The 13,128-nt window shown below is 70.8% G+C and carries 12 protein-coding genes; 10 read left to right on the plus strand and 2 right to left on the minus strand.

Features of this window, described 5'->3' with window-relative positions; all coding sequences use genetic code 11:
- Window positions 1-33 precede the first annotated feature (33 nt).
- On the plus strand, window positions 34-768 hold the full coding sequence (locus ACFVX4_RS30985) for a M48 family metallopeptidase (RefSeq protein WP_389983475.1): 735 nt from the start codon (window positions 34-36) through the stop codon (window positions 766-768).
- Window positions 769-857: 89 nt separating this feature from the next.
- Here the strand turns inward: ACFVX4_RS30985 and ACFVX4_RS30990 are convergent, their stop codons facing one another.
- Entirely contained in the window at window positions 858-1,658 is an 801-nt protein-coding gene (locus tag ACFVX4_RS30990; RefSeq protein WP_389983478.1) for an alpha/beta fold hydrolase, read from the minus strand.
- 94 nt (window positions 1,659-1,752) lie between these two features.
- Complete coding sequence (locus ACFVX4_RS30995) at window positions 1,753-2,088, minus strand: DUF427 domain-containing protein (protein WP_389983481.1); 336 nt, start codon at window positions 2,086-2,088, stop codon at window positions 1,753-1,755.
- Window positions 2,089-2,188: 100 nt separating this feature from the next.
- Here ACFVX4_RS30995 and ACFVX4_RS31000 point away from each other — a divergent pair, with 100 nt between their 5' ends.
- The 9 genes from ACFVX4_RS31000 (at window position 2,189) to gatB (ending at window position 13,058) form a co-directional block, all read left to right on the plus strand.
- A complete protein-coding gene (locus ACFVX4_RS31000; protein WP_389983484.1) occupies window positions 2,189-2,728 on the plus strand; it encodes a TIGR00730 family Rossman fold protein in 540 nt (179 codons plus the stop codon).
- Window positions 2,729-2,756: 28 nt separating this feature from the next.
- On the plus strand, window positions 2,757-3,446 hold the full coding sequence (locus tag ACFVX4_RS31005; RefSeq protein WP_389983487.1) for an SDR family oxidoreductase: 690 nt from the start codon (window positions 2,757-2,759) through the stop codon (window positions 3,444-3,446).
- Window positions 3,447-3,537: 91 nt separating this feature from the next.
- Complete coding sequence (locus ACFVX4_RS31010) at window positions 3,538-4,563, plus strand: methionine synthase (protein ID WP_389983490.1); 1,026 nt, start codon at window positions 3,538-3,540, stop codon at window positions 4,561-4,563.
- A 30-nt stretch (window positions 4,564-4,593) separates the two neighbouring features.
- Window positions 4,594-6,786: an NAD-dependent DNA ligase LigA gene (ligA, locus tag ACFVX4_RS31015; RefSeq protein WP_389983493.1), complete on the plus strand. Its 2,193-nt coding sequence runs from the start codon at window positions 4,594-4,596 to the stop codon at window positions 6,784-6,786.
- Between the two features lie 343 nt (window positions 6,787-7,129).
- Window positions 7,130-9,289, plus strand: a complete 2,160-nt coding sequence (locus tag ACFVX4_RS31020; protein WP_389983496.1) for a putative bifunctional diguanylate cyclase/phosphodiesterase — start codon at window positions 7,130-7,132, stop codon at window positions 9,287-9,289.
- Between the two features lie 204 nt (window positions 9,290-9,493).
- Window positions 9,494-9,790 (plus strand): Asp-tRNA(Asn)/Glu-tRNA(Gln) amidotransferase subunit GatC, encoded by a 297-nt coding sequence (gene gatC / locus ACFVX4_RS31025; protein ID WP_015036350.1) that lies wholly within the window; start codon window positions 9,494-9,496, stop codon window positions 9,788-9,790.
- Between the two features lie 5 nt (window positions 9,791-9,795).
- Window positions 9,796-11,298, plus strand: coding sequence for an Asp-tRNA(Asn)/Glu-tRNA(Gln) amidotransferase subunit GatA (gatA, locus tag ACFVX4_RS31030; RefSeq protein ID WP_266426870.1), 1,503 nt, complete (start codon window positions 9,796-9,798; stop codon window positions 11,296-11,298).
- A complete protein-coding gene (locus tag ACFVX4_RS31035; protein ID WP_124716236.1) occupies window positions 11,295-11,534 on the plus strand; it encodes a hypothetical protein in 240 nt (79 codons plus the stop codon). Before gatA ends, ACFVX4_RS31035 begins: the two co-directional genes overlap by 4 nt.
- A 15-nt stretch (window positions 11,535-11,549) precedes the next feature.
- On the plus strand, window positions 11,550-13,058 hold the full coding sequence (gatB, locus tag ACFVX4_RS31040; RefSeq protein WP_266426874.1) for an Asp-tRNA(Asn)/Glu-tRNA(Gln) amidotransferase subunit GatB: 1,509 nt from the start codon (window positions 11,550-11,552) through the stop codon (window positions 13,056-13,058).
- Window positions 13,059-13,128: the final 70 nt, after the last annotated feature.

Raw genomic sequence — 13,128 nt, forward strand, 5'->3', positions numbered from 1 at the left:
GGAATCCGTGTTGTCGGGTGGTAGGAATGCCCCGTGAGTACTCCCGTCCAGCAGGCGATCGCGGCACTCCCCGTGCCCGGGGAGTGGACGTGGCAGGTCGTCGTACGGCCCCGGCGCCGCACCCTGGGCATCGAGGTCGACGATGACGGGGATGTGCTGTTCGCCGTACCACCGGACGCCGACCCGGCCGCGGTCGCGCAGGCCGTACGGACCCGGCTGCCGCGCCTGGCGCGCGAGGTGCGGCGCAGGCGGACCAGACCGGACGAGCCGGTCAAGGAACTCGTCGGAGGCACCGGCTTCACCTATCTGGGGCGACGGCACCGGCTGAAGCTCCTGCCCCCGGGAGAAGTCGGCCGCGTGAGGCTGCACCGGGGGTGGCTGGAGCTGCCCCGGCCGCACACGGCCGATGAAGGCGCACGCCGGATCGCCCAGTGGTACGAGGTGTGCGGCAGCCGATGGCTCTCCGGGCGGCTGCCCTCGTACGCGTCCCGCGTCGGGCTGCCGGCACCACAGGTTGAGGCATGTGATCTCGGGCCGAGGTGGGGGGCCCTGCGCCAGGATGGTGCGATCACGGTTCACTGGGCGGTGTTGCAGTTGCCGCCGTCCTTGGTGGATCTCGTCCTGGTCCACGAACTCTGCCACCTGCGCGCGGCCGGTCACGGCGCGGCGTTCCGGCGAGAGATGCGGCTTGTCCTGCCGGACGCGGATGCGCGGGAGAAGCAGTTCGCCGAGGCGGAGCCGGAGCTGTGGCGTGGGGCTGCGCGATGAGACACCTCGGGTGAAGACGGCATCGTGATGCCCCGCGCGGCCACGTCCGACCCCTGTACGGGCGTGGTCGCGCGGGGCGGGCCGTGGACTCAGGAGGCCTGGCGGGCGTACAGGTCCCTGGCGAAGAACTCCGTGAGGACCGGGGCCACCGCCTGGGGTGCCAGTTCGCGGGTCTGGCCCGTCAGGGTGCGGTGGCGGGCGCGGGGGAGGGTCTCCGCGAGGGCGCGGGTGGACTGGCGGGCGGGGGTGGGGCTGGAGCCGCCGCAGATCACCAGGGTGCGCGCCGTGACGGAGGCGAACCGTGCGGCCGGGACCGCGCCGTTGCCGAGGATCGCGTCGTCGTACGCGAGGGTGTGCGCCATCGCCACCAGGTCGCTCCACATCGGGGCGCGGCGCATCTGGGCGATCATGTCGGCCGGCACGCCCGTCACGGACAGGAACAGCTCGACGGCTCCCGCGCGGTCCCCGGTGGACAGCAGCCGGTGCAGGCGGGAGGTGCAGCACGCCTTGTACCGCAGGCCCGCGGCGCTCGGCGTGTACGGCGGTTCGTACACCGCCAGCAGGTCCACGGGGAGCCCGGCGGCCTGCGCCTCCAGTGCGAGTGCCCCGCCGGCTCCCATGCCGAACACCGAGGCCCGGCCGCCCACCGCGGTGACGAGCGCGGCCAGGTCATCGATCTCGCGTTCCACCGCGTACGGGCCGCTGTCGCCGCTGGAGCCGCGTCCGCGCCTGTCGTACGTGACGACGTGGAACTGCGGCGCCAGCAGGCGCGCCAGCGGCGCCTCGGTCGCCGCCGTGCCCAGCGAGCCGCCCACCAGGATGACCGGCGGCCCTTCACCCCGGTGCCGGTACGCGATCATGCTGCCGTCGCGGGAGAGAATCTTGTCCATGCGAGGGTGGACCGCCGGGCCCGGAGAAACTCATCGCTCCAGCCGAAGTTTTTTGAAGTTCTTCAAACTCCCAGCTCGGGGGCGCTCCTGACGATCAGTCGGTGACTGTCTCGGTGTCGTAGAAGCAGAAGTGGTCCTTGATCGCGGCGACTTCGGGCTTGGGATCCGGATACGCCCAGACGAGATCGGCCGCGTCCGTCAGCGACCAGTAGGAGGCATCGCCCTTGAACGGGCAGTGGGTGTGCGTGTCCGAAGCGGTCAGGAGGTCCGTACGGACGTCCTCGGGCGGCAGGTAGTAGCGGACCGGACAGCCCGTCTCGCGCAGGACGAGCGGGCGCCGGCTCTCGGCGAGCACCTGTCCGTCGCGGACCACACGCACATGCTCGGTGCCGGGCTCGACCGTGATGAGGTGTCCTGGTGAGGAGGTCATGTCGGGTACAGCCGAATCGTGGGTCGGTTTCTTCCCGGTTCCTTCCCCCCGTTCCTCCGCGGTGGCCGGTCGTGTCGGTGGTGGCCTTTACGGTTGCTCCATGAAGATCTGTGTTTTTCTCTCCGCCGCCGACCTCGACGAGCGCTACACCCGGCCCGCCCGCGAATTCGCCGAGCTGCTCGGCAAGGGCGGCCACACCCTGGTCTGGGGAGGCTCGGAGAGCGGGCTGATGAAGGTCGTCGCCGACGGGGTCCAGGAGTCGGGCGGGCGGCTGGTGGGGGTGTCGGTGGACTTCCTGGCGGCCAAGGCGCGGGCCAATGCGGACGAGATGGTGATCGCGCGTGATCTCGCCGAGCGCAAGGCGCTGCTCCTGGCGAAGGCCGACGCGGTCGTGATCATGGTGGGAGGCACCGGGACGCTCGACGAGGCGACCGAGATCCTGGAGCTGAAGAAGCACGGCAAGCACGACAAGCCGGTGGTCCTGCTCAACACGGCGGGCTTCTACGACGGGCTGCGCCAGCAGTTCCAGCGCATGGAGGACGAGGGCTTCCTGCCCGTCCCGCTGACCGACCTGGTGTTCTTCGCCAAGGACGGCGTGGGCGCCCTGGCCTACCTGGAGGAGTGGTCCGGCCTGCGGTGACGGGGCGGCGGGGTGCGATCATGGGGGCATGTCCACTCATGTCATCACCGGTGCAGGCTCCGGCATCGGAGCCGCTGTCACCCGCCGTCTACTGGAGCGCGGTGACGAGACCGTGCTGCTCGCCCGCGACGCGGGCCGTGCCAAGGAGCTGGCCGCGCTCCACCCCGGCGCCCGCACGCTCGTCGGTGATCTCTCCAATCCGGACCGGCTCTCGTGGGCGTTCGCCCAGCAGGCGATGCCGGAGCGGGTCGACTCGCTGCTGCACATCGCGGGCGTCGTGGAGCTCGGCAAGGTCGGTGACCTCACGCCCAAGGCCTGGCACTTCCAGCTCAACGCCAACCTGGTCGCGCCCGCCGAGATCACCCGGCTCCTCCTGCCGCAACTGCGCGTCGCCCAGGGCCATGTGCTCTTCGTGAACTCGGGCGCCGGCCTCGCCGCGCACGCCGAGTGGAGCGCGTACGCCGCGAGCAAGCACGGTCTGAAGGCCCTCGCCGACTCGCTGCGCCACGAGGAGCACGCCAACGGCGTCCGCGTGACCTCGGTCTACCCGGGGCGTACCGCCAGCCCGATGCAGGCCAAGGTCCACCAGCAGGAGGGCAAGGAGTACGACGCCTCCCGCTGGATCGACCCGGAGTCGATGGCCACCACGATCCTGATGGCCATCGACCTGCCGCGCGACGCCGAGGTCAACGACCTGACGGTGCGCCCCGGACGCTGACCGCCGCAGGTCCGCCGATACCGGCCGGGCCCCCGGCCACCGACCGCCCTCGGCGCGTCGGCGCCGCGCGGTCACCGCCTAGGCTTCCCGTGTGAGCGAGAAGAGCAAGTTCAGCGGTTGTCCGGCCACCGGAATCGGGTCCATGCCCGGGGGAGACGCACGGGAGGCGGCGAAGACCGTCACCGGCTCCTTCGGGGACGGCGAGGGCCTGCCGTATCTGGCGGAACTGCCCGCCCGCGGGCCCGGTGCGGACATGATCGGGCGGACCATCGGGCTGCTCGTCGACCTGTACGGCCATGTCGAGCCCAGCGGCTGGCGGATCAGCGACCGGCCCGGACGCGACACCCGCCGGGCCAGGTCCTGGCTCGGGGAGGACCTCGACGCCCTGGAGGAGTTCACCCAGGGGTACGAGGGACCGCTCAAGGTCCAGGCCGTCGGCCCCTGGACGCTGGCCGCCGCACTGGAACGCCGGGGCGGTGAGGCCGCACTCGGCGACCCGGGGGCCTGTCGTGACCTGGCGGGCTCACTGGCGGAGGGGCTGCGCGCCCACCTCGCGGAGGTGCGCCGCAGGGTGCCCGGCGCCGAGGTGATCCTCCAGCTCGACGAGCCGTCGCTGACCGGCGTACTGCGCGGGCGGATCGGGACGGCCAGCGGCTACCGCACCTACCGGGCCGTGGACCGCCAGGTCGTGGAGGGCACCCTGCGCGACGTCCTGGCGGCGGGCGGGGACGCGGCGACGGTCGTGCACACCTGCGCGCCCGAAGTGCCGTTCGCGCTGCTGCGCCGGGCCGGGGCCGACGGTATCTCCTTCGATTTCTCGTTGCTCACCGAGCGTGAGGAGGAAGCGATCGGGGAGGCCGTCGAAGGCGGCACCCAGCTCTTCCTCGGGGTGGTGCCGGGCACCGACCCGGCCTCGGGCGGATTGTCGGACCCGGGCGGTAGCGTCATGGGTGTCAGGACGCTGTGGCGCAGGCTGGGGCTGAATCCGGGGACTCTTACGGAGTCCGTGGTGATCACCCCGTCGTGCGGGCTCGCGGGTGCCTCGCCCGCGTACGCGCGCGCCGCGCTCGCCCACTGCGCTCGGGCCGCGAGATCGCTCGCAGACAACCCTGAGTAACGGGGCAACGGGTAACGGGAGGACGAGACGATGGCCGGCGAACAGCAGACGGGCGTGCCCGCACAGGTCCAGGAGCAGCACGCGCTCCTGGCCGAGCAGGTCGAGGAGCACCGCTTCCGGTACTACGTGAACGACCAGCCGGTCGTCAGCGACGCCGAGTTCGACCGGCTGATGCGCGAGCTGGAGGCGCTGGAGGAGACCTACCCGCAGCTGCGTACGCCGGATTCGCCGACGCAGAAGGTCGCGGGCCCGTACCGGACGGAATTCACCTCCGTCGAGCACCGCGAGCGGATGCTCTCGCTGGACAACGCCTTCGACGACCTGGAGCTGGCCGCCTGGGGCGAGCGGATCGCCAAGGAGGTCGGCACCACCGACTACCACTTCCTGTGCGAGCCGAAGGTCGACGGCCTGGCGGTCAACCTCACCTATGAGCACGGGCGGCTGACCCGGGCCGCCACCCGCGGCGACGGCCGCACCGGCGAGGACATCACCCCCAATGTCCGTACGATCGCCGAGATCCCGCACCGGCTGAAGGGCGACCGGATCCCGGCGCTGGTCGAGATCCGCGGCGAGGTCTTCTTCCCGATGGAGGCCTTCGAGGAGCTCAACGCCCGGCTCGTCGAGGCCGACGACAAGCCGTTCGCCAATCCGCGCAACGCGGCGGCGGGTTCACTGCGCCAGAAGGACCCGAAGGTCACCCGCACCCGCCCGCTGCACATGGTGGTGCACGGCATCGGCGCCCGCGAGGGCTTCGACATCGACTGCCTCTCGCACGCCTACGAGCTGCTGCGCGAATGGGGTCTGCCCACCGCCAAGTACAACAAGGTGGTGGATTCCCTCGACGGGGTACGGGAGTTCATCAGGTACTTCGGCGAGAACCGGCACTCCGTGGAGCACGAGATCGACGGCGTGGTCGTCAAGCTCGACGAGATCCCGCTCCAGGGCCGGCTCGGCTCCACCTCGCGCGCGCCGCGCTGGGCGATTGCCTGGAAGTACGCCCCGGAGGAGGTCAACGCCAAGCTGGTCAACATCCGGGTCGGTGTCGGCCGGACCGGCCGGGTCACGCCGTACGCCCAGGTCGAGCCGGTCGAAGTGGCAGGCTCCGAGGTGGAGTTCGCCACCCTGCACAACCAGAACGTGGTGAAGGCGAAGGGCGTCCTCATCGGGGACACGGTGGTGCTCCGCAAGGCGGGCGACGTGATCCCGGAGATCCTCGGCCCGGTCGTCGACCTCCGCGACGGCACCGAGCGGGCGTTCGTCATGCCGGCCGAATGCCCCGAGTGCGGCACGGAACTGAAGCCCATGAAGGAGGCGGACGTCGATGTCCGCTGCCCCAACGCGCGGTCCTGCCCCGCCCAGCTGCGGGAGCGCATCGCCTATCTCGCGGGCCGCAAGTGCCTCGACATCGACCACTTCGGCTATGTCGCCGCCGCGGCCCTCACCAAGCCGCTGGAGCCCGCCGATCCGCCGCTGCGCGACGAGGGCGATCTCTTCGGGCTGACCGTCGAGGAGTTGCTGCCGATCCGGGCCTATGTCCGGGACCAGGACAGCGGACTGCCCAAGCGCGATCCGAAGACCGGCGAGGAGAAGACCGCCTGGGTCTTCGCCAACCAGCAGGGCGAGCCGAAGAAGAACGCCCTCGCCATGCTCGACGCCATCGCCGCGGCCAAGGAGGCACCGCTCGCCCGGATCCTGACTGGGCTGTCCATCCGTCATGTGGGCCCGGTCGCCGCCGCGGAACTGGCCCGTCAGTTCCGCTCCATGGACCGGATCGACGAGGCGACCGAACAGGAGCTGATCGAGGCCGACAGGGTCGGGGACATCATCGCCGCATCGGTGAAGCAGTGGCTCGCCGAGGACTGGCACCGGGAGATCCTGCGCAAGTGGCGCGAGGCCGGGGTCCGGATGGAGGACGTGGGTACGGGCGAGGGCGAGGGGCCGCGCCCGCTCGAAGGGCTGACCGTCGTCGTCACCGGCACGCTGACCGGCCACACCAGGGATGGCGCGAAAGAGGCGCTCCAGAGCCGTGGAGCGAAGGTGACAGGTTCCGTTTCGAAGAAGACCTCCTTCGTGGTCGTCGGTGACAACCCCGGTTCGAAGTACGAAAAGGCCATGCAGCTGAAGGTGCCGGTGCTGGACGAGGACGGCTTCGCCGTACTGCTCGATCAGGGTCCGGATGTGGCGCGCGAGGCGGCTGTGCCGATCGAAGAACCGACGGAATAGGACAGATCCCTGTCACGGACCGATGGATCGGGGCGGGGCGTCGACCGGGACAGGCCGGTGGGCGAGCGGCGAACAAGGAGGCGGATAGGGGGTGTAAGGGGGCAGACGGGGGCAATGTTTTCGCCCTGCGGCCGGTTCACCCGATCGGCGCATAGCAGATGCTGACGGATGGTCGGTCCGCATTCGGGCAAGAGCGTCAGAGCGCTGCCCGTAGAAGCCTTCCGCGGCCTACTGTTGAGACGTGCACCTGCCGTGCCCGGCCGCGGGGTGGCAAACCGGGTCGTGGCGGCATGGAACGGAACCATCAGGTGACATCGGCATCGCCGGCTGTGAGAGGGACGGAATGAAACCGACCGAGAGCGCCGCACCGGTGTCGCGGCTGCAAGGTTTCGTCGGCCTCACGCCAAAAGTGGGTGCCGTTGTCATCGCGATCGCCGTTGTTCAGATCGCGACCGGTTTCTACCGGACCGTGAGCGAAGGACACGCGCTCTTCCCCGACGGCAGAGCCGGCTGGTCCCTCGCCGTCCTGACCGGGATCATCGTCGGTCATCTCGTCGCGCTCGGACGCGACCGCTGGTGGGGAGGGACCGGTTCCGGGGCCTCTCTCACCCTGGCCGTGCTGATGCTCTACGGCTGGGTGCCCGCCGGACTGGTCAGTCTGGTCGTCGTGGTCCTCGTCGGCGTCGCCCGCAGACACCGCTGGTGGCAGGGGCTCCTGCACGGCGCGGTGGACATCCTGGGGATAGGCGCGGCGGCCCTGGTCCTCGCCGCGTTCGGCGAGGTGCAGACCGTCGAATCACCCTGGCAGCCACTCGACTGGGGCATCGCCGCCGTCCCGGAGGTCCTCCTGGCCGCCTCCACCTACCTCCTGGTCACCCGGGTCCTGCTGTGGTACGCACGGGCACCCCAGAGCGGCGGGCTGCCGACCATCGCCCGCACCGCCCTGCTGCGCCAGGGCCTCGTCGCGGTCGCCCTGCTCGCCATCGCACCGCTGATCTGCGTCGTCGCGATGGCCACCCCCCTGCTTCTGCCGCTCTTCGCGGTCCCGCTGATCGCCCTGGACTCCGCCCTCTGGATCGCACGGGCGCGGGCCGAGGAGCAGCTGCGCGACCCGCTGACCGGACTGCCCAACCGGCAGTGGCTGCTGGAGCGCACCTGGACGGCTCTGGAGGACGCCGAATCCGCCGGTGCGAGATCCGCTCTGGTCCTGATCGACCTCGACCGGTTCCGCGCGGTCAACGACACCCTCGGCCATCTGGCGGGGGACCGGCTGCTGTTGCAGATAGCGGAACGTCTCAGACTCGCACTGCCCCGGGGGGCGGAGGCCGCGCGGCTCGGCGGCGACGAGTTCGCGGTGCTCCTGCCGACCGCCGACTCCACCACCAGCGCCCAGCGGGTCGCCCGCCACCTCGTCGCCGAGCTGTCCTCCCCGCTGGACCTCGACGGTCTGACCCTGGTGCTGGAGGCCAGCGCCGGAGTCGCCGTCTACCCCGACCACGCGCTGGACGCCGAAGGGCTGCTCAGGCGTGCGGACGTGGCGATGTACCAGGCCAAGCGCGACCGTACGGGCGTCGAGGTCTACGAGTCGAAGCGGGACAGCAACACTCCGGACCGGCTCGGGCTCCTGGGCGATCTGCGCCGCGCGCTGGACGCCGGCGAGGTCGAGCTCCACTACCAGCCGAAGGTCCGCTTCGACGGCCAGGTGGCCGGCCTCGAAGCCCTGGTGCGCTGGGTGCATCCGGAACGCGGCAGGGTCCCCCCGGACGAGTTCATCGCCATCGCCGAGTCGTCCGGCCTCATGCCGCACCTCACGGAGTACGTCCTGGAGACGGCGCTGGCCCAGGTCGCCCGGTGGCGGGCACAGGGCCTGTTCGTCCCGGTCGCGGTCAACGTCTCCCCGCGCGACGTCCACACCCCCGGGTTCGCGGGTGGTGTCGCGGCCCGCCTCGCCCGGCACGGCGTCCCGGCCGGGGCACTGCAGCTGGAAATAACGGAACACGTGCTGCTGGAGGACCCGCAGCGCGCCGCCGACACGCTCGCCGGACTGACCGGGCACGGTGTGAAGATGTCCCTCGACGACTTCGGTACGGGGTACTCCTCGCTCGTCCATCTGCGACGGCTGCCGGTCAGCGAGCTGAAGATCGACCGCTCGTTCGTGGCCCGGCTGGCCGTGGACAACGAGGACGCGGAGATCGTCCGCTGCACGATCGACCTGGCCCACTCGCTCGGCCTGCTGGTCGTCGCGGAAGGGGTCGAGGACGACGAGACCTGGGAGCGGCTGCGGGATCTGCGCTGCGATGCGGTGCAGGGATGGCTGGTCGCCGCCGCGATGCCGCCACAGGAGACCACGGCCTGGCTCCGGGCACGGGGCGAGCACGGCTGGCGGCGGCCGGCCGAGCTGGCGGCCGCGGCCGCCGCCGCGGCGGCAGCGGCCGGTACGTCACCGGAGCTGGAGCAGCGGCCCCCCGGCCGGGCGGTCAATTCGCGGCCCGCGACGACTTGAGCCGAAGAGGCCACCGGCCCCGCGCCCGGTGGCCTCTCCGTCCTCGGACGCGAGGGACGACTCAGGGGCGGGGCGGGGCCGGGAACGGCCCGAGCAGCCGGAAATCCTCGTCCGACCAGGGCGTTCGCCCGGGTGGCGGGAGCGGTGGCGGGCGACACCATAGGATTGGGCCAAAACCACACACCAACCCCTGAGGATCGCTGCATGCCTGGCATCACGCGCGAGGAGGTCGCCCACCTCGCCCGGCTGGCGCGTCTGGAGCTGAAGGGCGAAGAGCTCGATCACTTCGCCGGTCAGCTCGACGACATCATCGGCGCGGTCGCCCGCGTCTCCGAGGTCGCCGACCAAGACGTACCGCCGACCTCCCACCCGCTGCCGCTGACCAACGTCATGCGCGCGGACGAGGTCCGTCCGTCGCTCACCCCCGAGCAGGCGCTCTCCGGCGCCCCGGCCCAGGAGCAGCAGCGTTTCAAGGTGCCGCAGATCCTGGGGGAGGACTAACAGCCATGACGGACAACAGCACCATCATCAAGCTCACCGCCGCCGAGATCGCCGCGAAGATCGCCTCCGGCGAACTCACGGCGGTCCAGGTCACCGAGGCCCACCTGGCCAGGATCGACGCGGTCGACGAGAAGGTCCACGCCTTCCTGCACGTCGACCGCGAGGGCGCGCTCGCGCAGGCCCGCGCCGTCGACGCGAAGAAGGCGGCCGGCGAGAAGCTCGGCCCGCTGGCCGGCGTCCCGCTCGCGCTCAAGGACATCTTCACCACCGAGGACATGCCGACCACCGTCGGTTCCAAGATCCTCGAAGGCTGGATCCCGCCGTACGACGCGACCCTCACCAAGCGGCTGAAGGCCGCCGACGTCGTCATCCTCGGCAAGACCAACATGGACGAGTTCGCCATGGGGTCCTCCACCGAGAACAGCGCCTACGGCCCGACCGGCAACCCGTGGGACCTCACCCGCATCCCGGGCGGCTCCGGCGGCGGCTCGTCAGCCGCGCTCGCGTCGTACGAGGCCCCGCTCGCCATCGGCACGGACACCGGCGGCTCCATCCGCCAGCCCGCCGCCGTCACCGGCACCGTCGGCGTCAAGCCCACCTACGGCGGCGTCTCCCGCTACGGCATGGTGGCCTTCTCCAGCTCCCTGGACCAGGGCGGGCCCTGCGCCCGTACCGTCCTGGACGCGGCCCTGCTGCACGAGGCGATCGCCGGGCACGACCCGATGGACTCGACGTCCATCGACGCCCCGGTCCCGCCGGTCGTCGAGGCCGCGCGCAACGGCAGCGTCGAGGGCATGCGCGTCGGTGTCGTCAAGCAGTTCTCCGGTGAGGGCTACCAGGCCGGAGTCGTCCAGCGCTTCAACGAGTCGGTCGAGCTGCTGAAGTCGCTCGGCGCCACGATCGTCGAGCTGGACTGCCCGTCCTTCGACCTGGCCCTGTCGGCGTACTACCTGATCGCGCCGTCCGAGTGCTCCTCCAACCTGGCCCGCTTCGACGCCATGCGTTACGGGCTGCGCGTCGGCGACGACGGCACGAGGTCCGCCGAGGACGTCACCGCGCTCACCCGCGAGGCCGGCTTCGGCGACGAGGTCAAGCGCCGCGTCATCCTCGGTACGTACGCACTCAGCTCCGGCTACTACGACGCGTACTACGGCTCGGCGCAGAAGGTCCGCACCCTGATCACGCAGGACTTCGAGAAGGCCTTCGAGCAGGTGGACGTCATCGTCTCCCCGACGACGCCCACCACCGCCTTCCCGATCGGCGAGCGCGCCGACGACCCGATGGCGATGTACCTCGCGGACCTGTGCACCATCCCGACCAACCTCGCGGGCAACTCCGCCATGTCGCTGCCCTGCGGCCTGGCACCCGAGGACGGCCTGCCGGTCGGGCTGCAGATCATCGCCCCCGCCATGAAGGACGACCGTCTCTACAAGGTCGGAGCCGCCGTCGAGGCCGCCTTCGTGGAAAAGTGGGGTCACCCGCTGCTGGAGGAGGCTCCGTCGTTGTGAGCGCACTGACCAAGGCCAAGGGCTTCAAGAAGTCCAAGACCGGTACGTACCTGTCCATCGGCACCACCGCCTTCGGAGCGGTCAGCGTGCTCAAGCAGGCCAAGAAGGCACGCTATGAGCACGACACGCTCCGACTGATCGACGCCGTTGTCTCCGCCGCCGCCATCGCCACCGGTGTCGCCCTGCTGCTGCGCGAGCTCAAGCGCCTCGGCGATGACGACGTACTGCTGGGCTGAGAGGGAAGTTTCACCGTGACTGTCATCGACCTGGTGTCGTACGAGGACGCGCTCGCGTCCTACGACCCCGTCATGGGCCTGGAGGTCCATGTCGAGCTCGGCACCAAGACCAAGATGTTCTGCGGCTGCTCCACCGAGCTCAAGCAGGACGCCAACTCCCAGACCTGCCCGGTCTGTCTCGGCCTGCCCGGCGCCCTGCCGGTCGTCAACGAGATCGGCGTCGAGTCCGCCATCAAGATCGGTCTCGCGCTGAACTGCGAGATCGCCGAGTGGTGCCGCTTCGCCCGGAAGAACTACTTCTATCCGGACATGCCGAAGAACTTCCAGACCTCCCAGTACGACGAGCCGATCGCCTACAACGGCTATCTGGACGTCCAGTTGGAGGACGGGGAGATCTTCCGGGTGCAGATCGAGCGCGCCCACATGGAGGAGGACACCGGCAAGTCGACCCACGTCGGCGGTGCCACCGGCCGTATCCACGGCGCGTCCCACTCCCTGCTCGACTACAACCGCGCGGGCATCCCGCTCATCGAGATCGTCACCAAGCCGATCGAGGGCGCGGGCGCACGCGCACCCGAGGTGGCCAAGGCGTACGTCGCCGAGCTCCGCGAGCTCATCAAGGCGCTCGGCGTCTCGGAGGCCCGCATGGAGATGGGCCAGATGCGCTGCGACGTCAACCTGTCGCTGCGCCCCAACGGCACCGAGACGTTCGGTACGCGCTCCGAGACGAAGAACGTGAACTCGCTGCGTTCCGTCGAGCGTGCCGCCCGCTTCGAGATCCAGCGGCACGCGGCCGTGCTGTCCTCCGGCGGCACGATCGTGCAGGAGACCCGGCACTTCCACGAGGAGGACGGCTCGACCACGGCCGGCCGCATCAAGGACAACGCCGAGGACTACCGCTACTTCCCCGAGCCCGACCTGGTACCGGTCGCCCCGGCCCGCGAGTGGGTCGAGGAACTGCGCAAGGGCCTCCCCGAGCTGCCGCGGCTGCGCCGGGCGCGGCTCAAGGAGGAGTGGGGTGTCTCCGAGCACGACATGCAGTCCATCCTCAACGCCGGCGCGGTCGACCTGATCGTCGCCACGACCGACGCGGGGGCCCCTTCGGACCAGGCCCGCAAGTGGTGGATGGGCGAGCTGGCCCGTAACGCCAACGAGACCGGCCGCGGCCTCGACGAGCTGCCGATCACCCCGGTGCAGGTCGCCAGGGTGGCCGAGCTCGTCACCTCGGGCGACCTCAACGACAAGCTGGCCCGCCAGGTCATCGAGGGCGTCCTCGCGGGCGAGGGCGACCCGGACACCGTCGTCGAGAAGCGCGGCCTGAAGGTCGTCTCCGACGAGGGCGCGCTGTCCACGGCCGTCGACGAGGCCATCGCGGCCAACGCGGCCATCGCGGACAAGATCCGCGGCGGCAAGGTCGCGGCGGCGGGCGCGCTCGTCGGCGCGGTCATGAAGGCCACCCGGGGCCAGGCGGACGCCGCCCGGGTGCGTGAGCTGATCCTGGAGAAGCTCGGCGTCGAGGGCTGATCCCGAGGAGCCCGGCCGTCCCGTACGGTCGGGCGCTTCCCGCGCGTCCAAAAAGGGGCGGCGCACCCGT

The sequence above is a fragment of the Streptomyces sp. NPDC058240 genome, assembly GCF_042882135.1.
In the GTDB taxonomy this organism is placed as follows: domain Bacteria; phylum Actinomycetota; class Actinomycetes; order Streptomycetales; family Streptomycetaceae; genus Streptomyces.